This window comes from Paenibacillus agaridevorans (genome assembly GCF_018604145.1).
Classification (GTDB): Bacteria; Bacillota; Bacilli; order Paenibacillales; family Paenibacillaceae; genus Pristimantibacillus; species Pristimantibacillus agaridevorans.
In genome coordinates this window covers 5281083-5297966 of the sequence record NZ_CP075889.1, presented here as the reverse complement: position 1 = coordinate 5297966, position 16884 = coordinate 5281083, and the positions used below count along the sequence as shown (strand labels likewise).

Below are 16884 nucleotides of genomic sequence, written 5' to 3'. Positions count from 1 at the left end.
GGGGTTTGTCTGTGACTGACGTCACGAACCGGCCATACAATAGAAACGCCAGCCGGTGCCCAGATACTTTTCTAGATTATAAATATCAAAGTTTATACATAAGAGGGATATATATGACGGAGTACAATGTAAAAATCAAAATGTTTCGGGCTAGACACGGTGATGCCTTCTTGATTTGCTGCTCTAAAGGGACAAAATTAGTGAATATTCTTGTTGATGCTGGCCCCGAGGATGTATACGACAATGAAATAAAAAGCGAATTATTGGAAATGAAAGAGCGTGGCGAAGTGCTTGATCTATTGGTCGTCACACATATAGACGATGATCATATTGGGGGAGTCATCCGATTACTCGAAGACAATGGTTCTGCTGAAAATCCGATCATTATTGCGATTAAAGAAATTTGGCATAACACATACCGCCATATGCATCAAGAACTTCCAACAGTTACTCTTACCGATAAAGAACAGCAAATGATAATTGGCTTTACGAAGCGATGGAAAAGTGCATGTAAAATTATGCCCCTAGGCAAACACCAAGTCAGTGCGAGACAAGGGTCAAGTTTAGGAGCCTTGATTTTAAAAGGGGGATACCCTTGGAATAAAGCGGCTGACGGAAAGGCAATAACAACCCAAGCATTAACTACGTTCCAAATTGCCGACTTTGTTCGTCTGAAACTCCTGTCTCCCAACACAGAGCAACTGGATAATCTGATGAATTATTGGCGAAGGGAATTGCAAAAATCCGGGTTTAAGACCGACCGACCGGCTGACCCTTCGTTTGATGACGCATACGAATATTTCCTGTTAGCTGTTGAAGAGGAGCGCAAACGACGGGGCAAACAGGAGATATCCTTTTCACAGCCCCAGTGGGATTCACTAAAAGATGAATATATCGATGAAGATAGCTCATGCAAAAACGGCAGTTCGATCGCTTTCGTTTTGGAATGCGGGAGCAAACGTCTGCTTTTTGCTGCTGATGCATTTCCATCCGTAATTGCGCAAGGCATTGACCGCGTATATAAAGAAGAACCGCTTCCGCGTATGATGGATCTTATTAAAGTATCGCATCATGGAAGCAAGCACAACATTTCTAGCGGACTCTTACAAGCCGTTGATGCTCCGTTGTATCTAATTTCAACCAATGGAGAGAAACATGGACATCCTGATCTGGACACGCTAATTAAAATCGTGGATCAGCCGCAACGATATCAACGCACGTTGATATTTAATTATGAGACGGATGCATCGCGGTATTTAGAAGCGAATGCAGAGAAAAAGGATCTGCTGAATTATAAGATTGAATACAATCCATCTGAGATCGATTTGAATAAGTGGGTGAACCTAAAGAATGAATAATCAACAAATCAAAACTCTAGTCGGTATTGTGCAAGCCGACAGACAAGGTACAGCTTTTTTAATTGATCGCGAACGGGCATTGGCTGCGAGTCATACCTTTCACGACCATGAAGATGGCCAAGAAGTGGATTTAGAGCTAATCACGTTGAACGTTAGCAAGAAAGCAATCCTAACTCTTTTCCCGGATTCGCAAGTTGCTCTTCTTACATTAACGACTCCTATTGATGATATTCATTTGGAATTCCCCGTTCTCTATGCCTGCAATCTTAAGGCAAACCAACAAGCCTATCAGTCATTTGGCTATCCTGAATGGAAGAGGACAGACGGCCAGCCTCTTAGCGGCTATCTGATGAATAGGATTGATCGACCACAACCAAATGACCTGGAGTTGTTTAGTGGCGAATTAAAGGGAGATTCCGATATGCGGGGAGCATCAGGCGCTCCACTTTTTTTGGGAGACGGTGTACACGGGGTCATAGTAACGAACGATCAAATGGATACACTTGGAGCTGTCTCTTTTCAGCAGTGCATTCCGTTTCTTCGGCACCATAATATCCCGTTTCAAACCTTGCCTCCGCTCCTTCCTTTTGAAGAAGCCATACTCTCAAAAGGAGAGGGGTTGGGTCGTATCGGATATGAGGACGGGGAGAATTTGCCCTACCAGGAAACGATGGCATCGTGGCGTATACTTTCGCACAGCATAATGTATGAAGACGGATATGACAGAAATCCGCAACCGTTGGCTGAGTTAATCGAACAGTATTATCGGAGAGACGTAAACAAACCATCCAAACGTATTTTTTTTGTTGTCGCGGATTTTGGAAAAGGAAAATCAACTTTTCTAAAGCAATACACGTCCGTGCTCGCAAAACAATATCGGGATACAAGGACAGGATTCATTCCTGTATATTTTAATTTGCGTGAGTATAATGACTATCAACCATCGCACGATGTGTATGGCTGCATCGGAAGTTATTTAAACGAACTGTGCGGGTATGACGTAGTCGACGACCCCGCCTTCCGTAAATGTCCGTTCATATTTCTGATCGATTCATTAGACGAATCGGGAAGTCTAGAGAAACAGGATATTGAGCGGGTCATCCTTTCAGTCAAAAAAATTAATAGTCTGGGGCCAGCGACACAAAACAGAATCGTTGTGGCTTCAAGACCAATATCAGGTGTGCTGGAGCGTATTATTCATGAGTACGAACCCTACGAGAATGAGAGAGGTCAACTTCAGTATGCATCTATATTCGGGTTTACATCAGAACAGCGCGATCGGTACTTCTTTCAATTAAGCGATCTGCTCGACCTTGAGCATGCACTGGGCTTCAACAAGGAGTTAATCCGTCATATCAAAGATAGGCAAAGTATTGCCGCTCTGCTGAATGGCGTCATTAACGAGGAGGAATGGCGTAGACCGATTCTGGCCTATATGATTTTTAAACTGCTGCAACAGCATAAAGAAATCCAGCAAGGGCATCGTGTGGGCGTATATTTGTCTTTTATTAATTTATTATCAAAAGAAGCAAAACATATAGGAAACAAGGAAATGGAGACGCGGTTATTAACGGAGATTACCCATCGAAACTTGCTCTATGCAACGGCAATTTTGTGGTTGCGAAACAGATCACATAATGGCAAGAGTTATTTACATCTTCAGGATCTGATTGATATCTGGGGCATTCCCAATGCTACTCATTACAGATTTCTTTCCCATACCTATCTGGAGAAAAACCAAGATAAGTACTTCTTTAGTCATCAATCCTTCGCTGAAATGTTAATTGCCGAGTACTATTTACGCGTGTTTGTATATGCAGCTTTTCAGCCTCAAGCAAACCCTGAAGCCATCCGATCACTATTGCTAATCGGTGAACCCACACCCCAAACGATGTACTTTTATCAAGGACTGCTTGATTTGTTGATACAATCCTCGGGAGTTGGGTCGACAAGTGAAGATCAACTGCTCGAATGTCGGAAAATGCTTTTTCCCATCATAGCCTCTTTAGGATTATCGAAAGAAGGACATAAACGGGTCTCGGACCTCGAAATGGACTCTTACTTATATTGCGACGAGATTGATCATATTTTCAAAATGGACGAGCTTGACGCTTATAAAACATTATCGGATGGGCACGTTCAATCTTGGCCGATAACCCATGAGGTAATCCGAAGAATCGGCGTCGTTTGCAGGGAGATCATTGGAGCCCCTTCCGAATTTGCTTCGTTTGAATTTCAGCCTGTTGCATTCGTGCCGTTCAACCAATTGGGACAAGTGACGGAAAAGAAGTGGGCCACTGCCGATTTGGATCGATGGATTGCCCTGTTGACGGGAGAGCGGTGTAATAATGGCCCCGAACATAATCAGGCTTTCATTGGTGCTGACTTAAGCTTCAATGTGCTGTCCATGTTCAAGTCGCACAATCAACTGGATGGAATCTCACATCCGTTGTGGATTGACACGATTTCCGGTGTGACCAATGAGAATGAGAATGAGTACGGGAACCGGGAACAAATAGGCTTTTCTATCCGCTCGATTAACATTATGAATATGAATTTTGAGGGAATCCAAATGCAGGGCGCAGAAATTGATCATTCCAGGCTTCTTTCGGTTAATTTTGGTGGAATCAATGGGAGAGGAATGCGAATTAATGGGGGATATTTGAACAACGTACGGTTTCCCAAAACGATGTTAAAGGGCAGTGAATTTCTTGGAGCAACCATGGTTGATGTGGATTTTTACGGTGCGATCTTACATGGAGCTAAGATTCACGAATGTCTTTTGCATAGAGTAAATTTTGAACGAGCGGAATTTTTTGGCGCTGAGTTAACAGCCAATTATATAATTGACGTCATTAGTTTGAATGGAGTCAGGTTATCCGGGTGCAGGGTGTGGAACTGGATCGATAAAGAAAGTTTTGAACGTTGTCAAGAAGACATTCGCAGAACGGGTAGACGCCGCTTTAAAGTAATCTCAATGGATGAAGCAGTAGATGTAGTTGGTCGCAGAATGCGCGATTCCTTGTAATGGTGGGGATTTATAACAATGATAAACGGAGCTTGAGTGTCTTATGGCTCTCTACAAGGCCAAGTGCCGATTGAACAGCTGTTGCCGTTAGGTACAATGAACCAATAGGCCAATCGATTGGTACTTGCGGATACACCAAATGCATATATGAACGGCATTCGTAGCAAATTTCGCAGTTAGAGCTCGGTTCAGTATTGAGGGGAACGCGGTGGCGGTAGGGGACAAGGGAATGTAGAAAAATGAGTAGCAGGGCGCGAAATTTAATACAGAACACGGTGGAATTTGACACCGTTGCTCTTTTATTAATGGCTCCAAATCACTGGCTTCCATAATAGTGTGGTTAGCTTGGGTTTGTAGCAGGCCAAGGTTAGAAAAAATCTAATATTTCCCGCTTTGGGTTCAGACTCTTTGGAGGACATAAAGACTTTTTAACCGTTCCTATCGCGCGGTTCGCTGGTCCGACTCGGCGCTCGAAGCCCGCGATCCGTCTCGTCAATTCCCCGGCATTATACCGCTATCCACTATACCCCTAAGGACCCTCAATCCGCCTGTGGCCGGTACAGCCCCGGGGTAAATGCGGTCCAAGCGCCGCGGCGAAGTGTCTCTTTATATCCGAAGTCAACACGGAGTCAACAAGCGATTCCTGAAAGTACTTACAGAGCAGGGCAGACAGCTGGATGGAAAGAAGACATACTTCGGTTTGTGGGAAAGGTATTTGTGAGAGAAGTATGATAACTCCGGGTGATACTCATACGGCAGCGAGAGTGTACTGGCGGGAGGTGAACTTTGAGAGACCGCTTGCTGTAATTACTTTCAAAAGGGAGTTGTTAAACGCGGTTAAACCCGGTTAAACGGAGTTAACCGTCCTTGCCGGGAAGGGTAGCGGAGCGGAACGGGGCTTTGGGCCGCTGGCACTGGGCGGTCGGAGAGGCGTGGACGGCGTATTCCTGCTTGAGGTCGGAGCAAGAGAATACATGCTTTTGGAGCCGCCAAGTTCAGGGGTTGCGAGAGGTATCAGACGTCTTGAGAAATAAAATGATAACCTGCCTGCAAGCTGTACCTTCCGCTGGAAGGTCGTACATACCCGAGATACAGTCCAAGCATTCGCGCTTTGTCAGCAGCCGCTTGTCTCGGAGTCGATGGTTCCAGGCAATCTGCGAGGCGTGAAAGACAACACTCCTGTTTGAAGTCGAGGCGAGAGAATACAGGTTCTTGGAGTAACCAAGGTCAGGGGTTTCGAGTGAAGCGGTTGGTTTCGAACCATTAGATTATGGCCTACAGGCTGTACAGCTCGGCTGCCCTGGGCGTGCAGTATAGTAAGTGTGCTTGACCGATCAGGGTTTTAGCGATCTTTTGCCCGCAGAGCCTTTGGCGGTCAGCGGTTAGGTGGATGGACGAGCTACGTCCTTAGTTCGGCCTGCTCGCAAAAGAACCTGAGCTTGTATTCGTTAGCTGCATTGGTTTGACGCTTCCAGAAGTGGCCTGCGGCGATATACATGAAGTTGTATTGTCTTAGCGTGCGGCGTGGTGGCACTTGTTGCTTGTGGTGGCGCTTGTGCTCACGTACTTGCCGACGAGTGTTTGAGGCCATATTGTTGCCACCAACCTCCGGCTGCCGCCACCACAGGTGGCTCCTTCGCCCGCAAGGGCGTCAGCACCTCTTGAGGGGGATGCCGCCACCTGAATAGAGCTACATGCCCCAAACTCTGTATTGTCCGATCTGTTTTTTATTTTATTTTTATTTTTAGAGTGGCATTTTGTATATTTAAAGGGGCTTCGTGCTCTTTCCCGCGAGCGTGCCACCATACATGCCACCAGTCCGTCACTCGTGGCGCTGTATTTAAGGCAGGTTGGGCGAGAGCTGCCTGCCGGCAAGGGGGTTGCGGGGGTTGCGCTTCGCTGCCACCATGGTGCGGTTTGGTACCACCAGCGTTGCCGGGGCAGGCATACAGTTTGTGAAGCTGCTTCATGCTGATGAGCCTAATGGGGCAAGCAATCCTGTACAGGCCACTTCTACGACCTGAGAACCAATGACGCTGACGCGCCGCGAACCAAGCTCGTGATCTCAGCGGTAGAAACGACCGCCCTCGATCATCGTTGTTCGTAGCATAATGGGACCGGCGGATCGTGACGCCCTGTACATGCATGGACTTTGCGCTTGTAACCATTTTCATGGTGGAATCTACAGCTGGAGCGATTGGATTTCTTACCCGCAAAACCCTGTAGCTACTGGCGACGAGTAAGAGCCGAAAGCTGTATATCAGTATTCAAATCAGAGTACATCGCTCATGTAGCGTTGTACTTCTTTGCGTTGGGGATCAGGAGCCCCGAAGTCAACAAGGGGTCAACTCTGGCTCTCCGAAAACATTTTCATGAGCCCTTCGGACCAGGCACGGGCCGAGCTTACGCTCAGCTTTTGCTAGATTCATCGAACAGACCACCAGAAATGAGCATCCCCGAAGCTGTAAACATCAAACCAACAGTTTTGAAGTTTCTTCACTCAGCTTCTTACAAATTATGCTATAATTAGACAAGCACGTGGAACGGCTTGCAAGGGTGGTCGGCTACCTCTCGTTGAAGGGAGGGATGCCCATGGAGGTTAAAGATGCTTTGACGTTGATGATCGGTTTTGGAGCGCTAATTGTGGCGTTGCTGACGCTGGTTGTCGCCATCGTCGCAGCGATTAACCAAAAGAAATAGACCGCCCCCCTGCAAGGTAGCGGTCTATTTCTGATCGTTTCACCGAAGCCGACCGCCTTTGAAGCGGTCTACTGTGCTGCCCGGAGTCGTGTTAGCGCACGGCTCCTTCTTTAAGTTTTATTATAACGTTCTCTATTTATACGTGCAACATGCAGAATATTGGATAAAATATTATCTTTGTATCAAAGAGAGGGGAATAATGCGCCACCCTTGAGCAACTGCAGGTGGCAATTCCTTCTCTTTTGATGATATGATTTAAGAAATTCATAGTCAGTCGTAATATGCGAAATCGAGCAATAAATCAAAAATTCAATTAGTGAGGTGTAAGATGCTTCAGCTCGATGTTGAAATCGTTACACGCAAGCAAATGAACTTGGTAGGATACAGCGTTGAGGCAAGCTTGAATGACGATGTTTTGGGAGCGATTGTGGTTGGTCTGCGAAAAAAGCTTGCACCCCGGGTTGCAGAAATACCGCATAGTGTCGACAGGAGTATGATGTTGGTGCAAGTGTATCCGGATTGCGACTGGACGCCAGATGTAGTTTATACCCACATTGTAGCGATTGAAGTTGACCATATATCTGCAGTTCCGGAAGGGATGATTGTACACGTTGTTCCTGAGGGGAGGTTTCTTCGCTTCTTGCATCAAGGTGATGAAAGCAGTATTGACGCCACGCATGTGGCCATTAACGAATGGCTGGACTTACACGATTATAGCGATGCCAGAGAATTTGACATCGAGCGTTGGAGAACTCCCGAAAATCTCCAGAATGCTAACAATTTTATTGAGATATATGTGCCAATTGCGAAAAAGGGGATTTTCACCTTCTGACGTGGCCTTGCTGATCGGAATCCCCCCTTTGCAGTAAGCCGAAAGAAGAGGTTATGGTGAATTGTATATCCACCAATAATTTTATTTCCACATTATTTTCTCCGTATTTTAAACCACTATAAGATAATTTCGTCATTGTCTTCATTCCTTTTTTATGATGAATATGTGTCGAATTACATCTCTTTAAAGTACTTCAATCGGTAATAAACGCCGTATCCAAGAATAAACAGGTAGGCAAAAGCCAATAGCAATACCACTGTTAAATCTATAGCCATCAAGGCAATTGCTGTAATTAAGGTCCCAAGCACAAAAATCATCATGTCATATGCTTTCGCTTTTGCCCGATTAATGATTGCCAGATTACGCTCATCTTTCTTCTCGATCTCTAGCTGCTTTGCTGCGGCGGGACTATGCTTCATCGCGTAGCGCAACATTATTTCTCCCATACCGAGGCCGAACATACCAGAGCCAAGTCCAACGCAGATATAAGGCAACGCTCGCAGCAGACCTTGCGGATCTTCAATTGTTTTGATGAAGTACACACCGACTGCAACTAAGGAGACGCCTACAACGGTAATCAAATTAGACAAAATCGTCTTGTTCATACATTCTCATCCTCCTCATAAATAAAGATTTCTTCGATAGTCATACCGAAAAAACGAGCAATCTTGAACGCTAAAAGGATCGATGGGTTATAACGTCCGTTTTCCAACGAACCGATTGTTTGCCGCGACACTTCAAGAGCCATTGCTAATTCTTCTTGCTTAATTCCGCGTTGCTTGCGGATCTCTTCTAAACGGTTGTTCAAAGCGTTCATCCTCCTCATGGAAAGCTAACTTTCCATAATGAAAGCATATCGTGCAACCCGATCAATGTCAAGTTTACTTTCCATTTCTTTTGATGGGAATCCGGTGACGAGTTTGTATAAAGCCGGTCGTAGAGAATGTGTATTGAGCATGCCATCCAATCTGGGGTACAATCTACTCTAGAATAATGATAATGATTATCATTATATATAAATGAAATGTTTTGCTACAAAACATAATACTTATGGGAGTGAATTTAATCATGGCAAGATCAGGATTTATGAAAACAGGATGGATATCGCTTATAACGGCAGCAATGATTACGGTGACTGGATGCGGCTCGGCAGGCAATCAAGCTGTGCCCACGGCGACTGCCGACCAGTCTGCACAGGCAACGGCAGCGCCAAGCGAAGCTCCGCCTCAGGCGGAAACACGCGTCGTAACCGATGGCTTCGGAGAGGTAGAGATTCCGACAAATCCGAAGCGAATCTCAGCTCTTTATCGCGAAGATTATTTGGTTGCGCTTGGGGTAACGCCTATTGTGCAATATTATAACCCGATGTGGGGCAAGCAGGATTATTTGAAGCTGGAAGTTCCGTTGTTCGACGTAACCGGAAGCATTGAAGCTATGCTCGTGTCCGAGCCGGACTTAATCATCGGCGCCGGAGAGGTCGATGCAGCACAATACGAGCTCTATTCCAAGGTTGCGCCGACGTTCCGCTTGCCGGACGACGTACTTGCGGATTCGCGCAAAACATTGACCTTAATCGCTGAATTGCTTGGTATCAGCGACAAGGCGGAGCAGGTTCTTGCCGATTACGAAGCCCGTATTGCCGATGTGAAGGCGAAGCTGAACGAGGCGATCGGCGATGAGAAGCTTGTTGTTCTGCGGATGAACGTCGTAGATAAATCGATTAATATTTTCGGCATTCATAACACGTTCGTCGGACAAATCTTGTATGAGGATCTTGGGCTGAAGGCGCCGGGCTTCGCCGAGGCGATGACGGAGGGCAATATCGTCTTGTCGAAGGAGGTCATTCCGGAGCTTGACGCGGACCATATTATTTTGCTTCCGTCCAACGGGACATGGGAGGATGAGAGTACCGCGCAAGCACTTGAAGAAATGAAGGCAGATCCGTTATGGCAGACCGTCCCCGCATTTAAGAACGGCCATGTATATCCCGTAGAGAGATCCTATTGGCAGACGGGAGCCATTACGGCCAACGGGTTGAAGATGGATGAATTACTTCGATTGCTGGCGTCTTAGCAGGAAATAAGAGTGATTTGGGAACGAGCCGCTCCTCAACGAAGGTTGATGGGCGGCTCGTTTTGATTTACACTATATTTAATGAGAATGAATATCAATTAAAAGGCGGTTGATAGTAACGATGGATATCGAACGGCGCAAACAAGCTGGGACTGCTCCTTTAGTCCAATATGTGCTGCGGTCGATCCGCTTAATCGTTGCGGGCGAGCAAGCAGGAATGAGTGATTTGGACGGCAGCGATAGAAACGATACGGAAGGCCTTGAACTGATCATTATAATGAGCGGGACGGGACAAGGAAAATGTTATTTGCGGGGACCCGGAAGATCTTTATCCCTTGATCAAGAGGTTATGAGCTGCAGCTATTACCGAGTGAGCTTTGCGACGAGCGGTGATGCAGCTTCGAGCTTGCTGCCGGATAAGCAAGAGCTTGCCTGCGCACCCTTCGCGAAGATGATGGAGCTGCTTGACGAGTTATATGGACTCCGCGGAGCGACAGGCGAGCTCGAGCTGTTCCAACGATTTGTGAGATTTCAAGAGCTGCTGCTCTTTCTATTCCGCCAAAATGCACCTGCTGCCGAGGATAAGGAAACGGATAGCGAGCGGCATGGGGTAGAGCTTAGCATACGGCATATTCATCAGTATTACCGTGAGCTTCTGACCGTGGAGGAGCTGGCCTCCCTCGCAGGCATTGATCGCTGGAAGTATACCCGGCTGTTCAAGGAGACTACGGGTCAAGTTCCGCTCCAGTACTTGAATGAAGTGCGAATTAATCAAGCCAAGAGGTGGCTGGCAAGCGCCGATGACAAGCTGCTCGATATTGCGCTGAATGCAGGTTTCAACAATGAATATTATTTCAATCGTCGCTTCAAGCAGACGGTAGGCATATCGCCAGGACAATACCGTCGCAGCCGCAAGGGACAGCTTAGAGTAGTGGCGCCGTATTTGGAGGATTTCATAGTCGCGCTGGATATGCAGCCTATCGCCCAGTATTGTCATGCGAAATGGGGTAAACAAGACTATCTAGGCTTAAACCATATTCCGACGTTTGACGAGAACGGCGGCAACTTTGACGCGCTTTCCGGCTATAAGCCGGATCTGATATTGCTTATGGATCGTTACGAGCAACAGCAATATTCCCAGTGCCGACGCATATCCAACACGTGCATCCTGCGGGAGCAGACCAATAATTGGCGCACGCTGCTGCGTACCGTCGCCGATTATTTCGGTCGTACGGAGTTGGCCGACGATGCTATCGCAAAGTATGATTTCAAAGCACGGAGCGCGAGTCATAAGCTGAGTCGGGTTATGAAAGATGAAACGGTCGCTTTTTTGCGTATCTCGGCGGACCACATTATTCAATATACGGACGAAGGGCAAGGCTTTGTTTCGACTGTTCTCTATGGCGATGTTGGCTTGCGCTCCCACTCCGCGGTAGGTATAGCTTCAAAAGCGAATAAGCCGGGCATGTTCAATCTCTCTGTAGAGGATCTACGTACGTTAACCGCGGATCATCTGTTCATTACTTTCGATAAGTGGCATAGCCAGGCAGAAGGTAAGGAGAGGGAGCTGCTGGAGCAGCCAGAGTGGCACGATCTGCCCGCCGTACGAAACAACCGCGTTTACGAGGTTGATTTTCTAACTTGGATGAATAACGGAATTATTTCCAACGGCAAAAAAATCGATGATATTCTGCGATCGTTAGCTTGATTTGGTTATGCTTGCGACGAAAGGGCCATATCCTCTATTTTGTATAAGGCAACCGTCGATTTTGTCCATTGTTATTGTCACGTTGCCGAATCTACAATTATGTTGATAATGATTATCACAGCATGGACGTTACATGAGCCGGCTGGAGGAGGACTTCGATTGACTGAGCAGCTTGAATTATACGATGTGACGATTATCGGCGGTGGTCCTGCGGGAATGTATACTGCTTTCTATAGTGGAATGCGCGATTTAAAGACGAAGCTAATAGAAGCGAAAGACGAGCTGGGCGGGCGGATGCTTATTTATCCCGAGAAAATGATTTGGGATGTCGGAGGGGTGGAGCCGATCCTATGCGAGAAGTTAATCGCTCGATTATCGGAGCAAGCGAAGACGTTCGACCCGACAATCGTATTCGGCCAGCACATCATCGGATTGGAGAAACAAGCGGATTCGACGTACATTCTGGAAGCGGCAACGGGGGAGAAGCACTGGACGCGCACGGTCATTCTGGCTATCGGCCGCGGCATTCTGCGAATGGCGAAGCTGGAGCTGGAAGGGGCCGAGCGCTATGAGGTTTCCAATCTGCACTATACGGTGCAGGAACTGGAGCCTTTTAGGGGGAAACGAGTGCTTATTTCAGGTGGGGGAAACTCCGCTGTCGATTGGGCGAACGAGCTGGTTCCTATCGCTGCCCAGGTTATAGTCGTGCATAGGCGCGACCGCTTCGGCGGACATGAAAAAAACATTGTTCGAATGAAGGAGTCTTCTGCCGATGTGCTTACGCCATATGAAGTCACGCAGTTGTACAGCGGCAACGGAAAGACGATTGAACGGGTGACGATCACCCATATCGAATCAGGGGACTCGCGCGAGCTGGAAATAGACGAGGTTATCGTCAACCACGGGCTGAAGTCCGATTTTACAGGCATCAAGAATTGGGGACTGGATATGGACGACTGGAACATATTCGTCAGCCCGAGACTTGAGACGAACTTGCCGGGCATCTTCGGGGCTGGCGACTTCGCCAATTACGAAAGCAAGCTCAACCTGATTGCAGGGGCGTTCACGGATGCGGCCTTAGCGCTTAACAGCGCCAAACGGTACATCGATCCCGAGGCGCCGAGAATGGCTTATGTATCGTCGCATAACGAGAGGTTTAAAGAACGGAACAAAGCGCTCGGCGTATCCGATGAATAGCAGGGGCTGCTATCATTAGATGACCGGATCGGAGCGATGAATCTCCGTAAGAAGGGATTCGACCTTATTCTAAAGGTTGACACTAGTGTAGAGGTCAATAAAAATTTCAAAAAAAGGTACAGCCTCTTCAATTTTCTTGAAGGGCTGTACCTTTTTCTGAGAGACATGCTTGAATTCAATTGCCGTCAGCTGACGGACGGGCCGGTCGCCACGGTCGTGCTGACCGCGTCGGACGTCTTATCCGTCGTTGTAAAGTAGTAAGAATGGTTGCCCTTTGACAGCCTAGTGACGAGTCTGTACGCTTTGCCGTCCACGTAGTTCGTATCGCTCGGGTTAACCTCGACCATCTGGCGTACGACGCCGTCGATTACGGCCTCCACGACATAAGGAGCTTCGTTATCGACATCCGTATACGTGACATTGAACGTGAAATTCGTCTGGCTGTTGCCGGTTGCAGCATTCACGCTGCCTGCCGTTAACGTCGGCGCGGTACCGCTGGCCGTATTCGTAAGTTGGAAATCGTCCATAAACATTTCGCCGTAGCCCTTGACCGTCTGCTTCAGCCAGATTGTAAGGACGGCTTTCTTCCTGTTCATGTTAGCCGGAGCCGCGCTTGTGTCGAACTGCATATCGGTCCAAGTGGTCGGGATGCTGACCCAGCCGCCCCCCAGAGTGTAACCGTTCGTACCGTCGGACATGGTTACCTTCATGCGCAGATTCGGGTGGCTCGGATTTTTCACCTTCATGTTAACGTATCGGTAGCCGTCCAGATTAAACGACTCGTGCCAGTGCTGGAACCTGGCCTCGGAGCTGACCTGGGAAGGATTCTGCGTAAACTTGCCGACGTAATTCCCAGGTGTATCTAGAACTTTGGAGAATGTGCCTTCATTGTTGCCGCCGTTCTGGTTCCACCAGTTCACCCAGTGGTGTCCAATCGATCCCCATACCCCTTTGCCGTCGAAATTATCGAATAGCAGCGGATGCGACGGATCCGGAAGCGGCCGGGCAACCGTATAGTGCATATGGCTAAACGAATAGTTGCCGGAGGTATCGCTCCCTCGAATCCTCATAATGTGATTGGAGAGCGGATTGAGTGTGCTGGTGTCGAACGTGTACTCATAGGCAGCGCCGTCCAACGTCATCGGCACATAGGTACCGCCCGTTCTCACTTCGGGCGTACCGGCGTTGGTGCTGGTGAATACCGTGACATCGCCCCGTACGTAATCGCCGATAATTGGGCTTAACACCTGAAGCTCCGGCAGATTCGATGCAGAGGTTGGGGCATTGTTAATCGTGCTGAGTCCCATAACCGTGTACAGCATGCCGGCTTGGATGTTGATGCTATATTCGTTGTAACGCCATTGATTCATATTGTCCGCGCCCTGGTATCTGTCTTGATACCAAGGAGTGACGCTGTAATAATCCTTCGTATCCTTGATATTCGCTCCGCTTACCATTGCGCCAGGGATAACAACGCCTTGGCCTGCCGCAGAACCAGCTTCTTCGTCAAACCGGGTATGCAGGAAGTCGACATAGTCCGATCCGATGCCGGAAACCCAGCTAATATTCCATGGATTCTGTCCGTAAACCCAGTACATCGCTCTCTGAATGATGCGGAGCGTATCGGGATCGCCGAAGAGCTCGTAGTAACGCATCATATCCCCGATATAGGACATAAGCGGCTCGTTTACGCCGAAGTTGCTGAATTGGTTCATTGTGCCGTAAGGCGTATCGTCCATAAGCGACAAGACGTAGTGGAACTGCTGATCAAGCAGGCTCTTAATATGCGCTTGCGTCGCTGTATCGGCTACCGGATAAAATTCGGCGAGCGCAATCGGCCGCATGCTCCAATACGCCGTCGAGCTCAAGTCGTCGAACGTAAGGGCGTTGGCGGCAGCCGTTGCCGCATTTTTGTAAGCTACATCGTTTGTAAGCAGGTACATCTCGACATCCGCGAAAATTTTCGATTTGTTGGGGTCCCCGTGCTGGGGAGTGGTAGTAAGGTTAGCGGCCATGAAGTCGTACATCGTAACGGCAGCTGCTTCGTATTCGTTTGCTGAAACGGTGAGATCTGGGATGAGAGATGTCGGCACATCGCCTTCGGCGATTGCCGTACGGATCGCACGTGCCGTCGCCGCGAGCGTTGCTGCGCCTTTCGCCGATCCTTCGACACTGAGTACGTCAGTACGCAGCTTCCGGTCGTCTGAATTGCCCCGAATGCCATCGGTTTCTTTGTTGGGGTGCACAAAGGCGCCATGATGGGAGATGTTGTACATTGCGCCGTCGAACAGGTCGGCAAACTTCACCAAATAATCGCTGGCAAACATCGCTTCATCGATAAGGTCGGGAATATCGTTATTGTCGTTATCGAATTTGACGCTTGGCGAGTCGATATTCCGGAGATAGGCCAAGACGATCGATGCGCCTACCCATTGATTGGCTCCGTACTTGCCGTAGTCTCCTGCGTCATAATGACCGCCTGTCAGGTCGTAGCTTGTCGTGCCGTCAAGGCTGATGGCATCGTCAAGATGACCTGCAGGGTGGAAAACTTTATCTGACGGAGGGATCGTGCTGTACCCTGGCGGATAGGCATCGGACGTCGCCACGCTGGCGCGTTGGACACGGTAGAAGGCGGTCATCTCATCCTTGTAATCATCCCATACGTTGTCCGTGATGGGGAACGGGAAGGAGGAAACGCCGTTTGTCTTCACGGTGTAGTTATCGCCGATTGTCTTAATGCCGGTGACATCGATGACATAGACGTATTTGCCCCAAACCATCCCTTTGTACGTCATGGCCCCAGTGTGTAGCGAAGTATTCGAGCCGTCAAGGATCTGGTAGGTGGTGTCGGCCAGGAAGGTCGTGGAGGTTACGATGGCGTTTTTATAATCGTTTGCGCCGTAGCCGACTTGGCTCACGAGGACATCAATGATGTTCGTCGATTGCGTAACGGTTGGCGAGTTCTGAGGTGTCGTGGACGCGGCAGGGGAAGAACCGTCGGCCGCGCGGAAGTAATAGGATGTAGCGCCGACTGGCAGCTTCGACAAATAGATGTAGTCCTTGCCGTCGGCGTAGTTCGTGTCCGTGTAATCGGCATCACGCATGTTATAAGCCTTGTCCCCGAAAACAACCTGCATCGCGATCGGCTTGTTGTTATCCGCATCCGTGTAAGTCGTCTTGAAGGTATAGGTTGTGTTCTGATTGTTGATCGTGCCCGAGTTGGACGTAAGCGGCGCAGCCGACAGGGTAGGCGAGCTGCCAGTGTTGTCTGTCGTACCCGAAATGTGATCCATTAGAATTTCTCCGTAGCCAGTGGCCGTCTGCCTCAGCCAAATTTCGAAGCGAATCCTCTTCTTATTAATTTTGGGGCTGAGCGCGTCCAGGTCGATCTGCGTATCGGTCCAGGTCGTCGGAACGGAAGCGAAACCGCCCGTCATATCGTAGTTCTTGTAGCCGTCGTTGATGACGATGCGGATGCGGGCATTGGGATAGCCGGGATTTTTCATTCTAAAATTCAAGTAACGGTACCCGGACATATCGACCGTCTGATGCCATGGCTCGAACTTGGCCTGCGAAGAGCTAGAGGCCGGAGTCTGCGCGAATTTGCCGACTTTAAACGTGTCGACCGTCGCTTTCGAGAATGTGCCTGTTCCTCCTGATTGGTTATACCAGTTCTGCCAGTCTTGCTTGAACTCGCCTTTGTTGTCGAAATCGTCAAAGTACAGGGGGGTGTTTGGATCCGGGAGCGGCTTGACGGCAGCATACGTTGGTGAAGGCGCCCACACGAGCGCTTGCAGCACGACAGCCAGGCCCAGCCCAAGCAAGAGAAATTTTTTAGCCCGTTCTCCTACGCGGGTAACGCTTGTCATAAAAATACCTCCTCTACATAATGGAAAATCATTTGTGGCATTGCGATTTGACTGAATTACGTTCCATGCAAATCTCGAAAGCGCGGCGTAAGGTTCTGAGTGAGCCAACCCTCCTAAAC

At 48.5% G+C, this 16884-nt stretch carries 10 protein-coding genes; 7 read left to right on the top strand and 3 right to left on the bottom strand.

All coding sequences use genetic code 11. From position 1 onward, the window contains the following. The first annotated feature begins 113 nt into the window (after positions 1-113). From avs1a to KJW29_RS21515, 4 genes are all read left to right on the top strand, one after another. On the top strand, positions 114-1358 hold the full coding sequence (avs1a, locus tag KJW29_RS21530; RefSeq protein WP_214626130.1) for an AVAST type 1 anti-phage system MBL fold metallo-hydrolase Avs1a: 1245 nt from the start codon (positions 114-116) through the stop codon (positions 1356-1358). Beyond that, positions 1351-4386: a hypothetical protein gene (locus tag KJW29_RS21525; RefSeq protein ID WP_214626129.1), complete on the top strand. Its 3036-nt coding sequence runs from the start codon at positions 1351-1353 to the stop codon at positions 4384-4386. Before avs1a ends, KJW29_RS21525 begins: the two co-directional genes overlap by 8 nt. 2592 nt (positions 4387-6978) lie before the next feature. Continuing rightward, positions 6979-7086, top strand: a complete 108-nt coding sequence (locus KJW29_RS21520; RefSeq protein WP_214626128.1) for a putative holin-like toxin — start codon at positions 6979-6981, stop codon at positions 7084-7086. A gap of 328 nt (positions 7087-7414) precedes the next feature. Further along, positions 7415-7918: a GyrI-like domain-containing protein gene (locus KJW29_RS21515; RefSeq protein WP_214626127.1), complete on the top strand. Its 504-nt coding sequence runs from the start codon at positions 7415-7417 to the stop codon at positions 7916-7918. Between the two features lie 173 nt (positions 7919-8091). On the opposite strand, the gene KJW29_RS21510 is transcribed toward KJW29_RS21515, so the two are convergent. Then, entirely contained in the window at positions 8092-8523 is a 432-nt protein-coding gene (locus KJW29_RS21510; protein ID WP_214626126.1) for a hypothetical protein, read from the bottom strand. Further along, positions 8520-8726 (bottom strand): helix-turn-helix transcriptional regulator, encoded by a 207-nt coding sequence (locus KJW29_RS21505; RefSeq protein WP_187102023.1) that lies wholly within the window; start codon positions 8724-8726, stop codon positions 8520-8522. The genes KJW29_RS21510 and KJW29_RS21505 overlap by 4 nt, the downstream gene beginning before the upstream one ends. Positions 8727-8986: 260 nt before the next feature. Between KJW29_RS21505 and KJW29_RS21500 the strand changes: the two genes are divergently transcribed. The 3 genes from KJW29_RS21500 (at position 8987) to KJW29_RS21490 (ending at position 12896) form a co-directional block, all read left to right on the top strand. Continuing rightward, complete coding sequence (locus KJW29_RS21500) at positions 8987-9991, top strand: ABC transporter substrate-binding protein (protein WP_214626125.1); 1005 nt, start codon at positions 8987-8989, stop codon at positions 9989-9991. 121 nt (positions 9992-10112) lie between these two features. Next, positions 10113-11699 (top strand): helix-turn-helix domain-containing protein, encoded by a 1587-nt coding sequence (locus tag KJW29_RS21495; protein ID WP_214626124.1) that lies wholly within the window; start codon positions 10113-10115, stop codon positions 11697-11699. Positions 11700-11858: 159 nt separating this feature from the next. Beyond that, a complete protein-coding gene (locus tag KJW29_RS21490; RefSeq protein WP_214626123.1) occupies positions 11859-12896 on the top strand; it encodes an NAD(P)/FAD-dependent oxidoreductase in 1038 nt (345 codons plus the stop codon). Positions 12897-13081: 185 nt separating this feature from the next. Here KJW29_RS21490 and KJW29_RS21485 read toward each other — a convergent pair whose 3' ends face one another. Then, positions 13082-16765, bottom strand: coding sequence for a glycoside hydrolase family 9 protein (locus KJW29_RS21485; RefSeq protein ID WP_214626122.1), 3684 nt, complete (start codon positions 16763-16765; stop codon positions 13082-13084). Between the last annotated feature and the right edge of the window lie 119 nt (positions 16766-16884).

Coding starts and splice junctions, on each gene's coding strand:
- avs1a (WP_214626130.1), top strand. CDS start 114: ATGACGGAGTACAATGTAAAAATCAAAATGTTTCGGGCTAGACACGGT.
- KJW29_RS21525 (WP_214626129.1), top strand. CDS start 1,351: ATGAATAATCAACAAATCAAAACTCTAGTCGGTATTGTGCAAGCCGAC.
- KJW29_RS21520 (WP_214626128.1), top strand. CDS start 6,979: ATGGAGGTTAAAGATGCTTTGACGTTGATGATCGGTTTTGGAGCGCTA.
- KJW29_RS21515 (WP_214626127.1), top strand. CDS start 7,415: ATGCTTCAGCTCGATGTTGAAATCGTTACACGCAAGCAAATGAACTTG.
- KJW29_RS21510 (WP_214626126.1), bottom strand. CDS start 8,523: ATGAACAAGACGATTTTGTCTAATTTGATTACCGTTGTAGGCGTCTCC.
- KJW29_RS21500 (WP_214626125.1), top strand. CDS start 8,987: ATGGCAAGATCAGGATTTATGAAAACAGGATGGATATCGCTTATAACG.
- KJW29_RS21495 (WP_214626124.1), top strand. CDS start 10,113: ATGGATATCGAACGGCGCAAACAAGCTGGGACTGCTCCTTTAGTCCAA.
- KJW29_RS21485 (WP_214626122.1), bottom strand. CDS start 16,765: ATGACAAGCGTTACCCGCGTAGGAGAACGGGCTAAAAAATTTCTCTTG.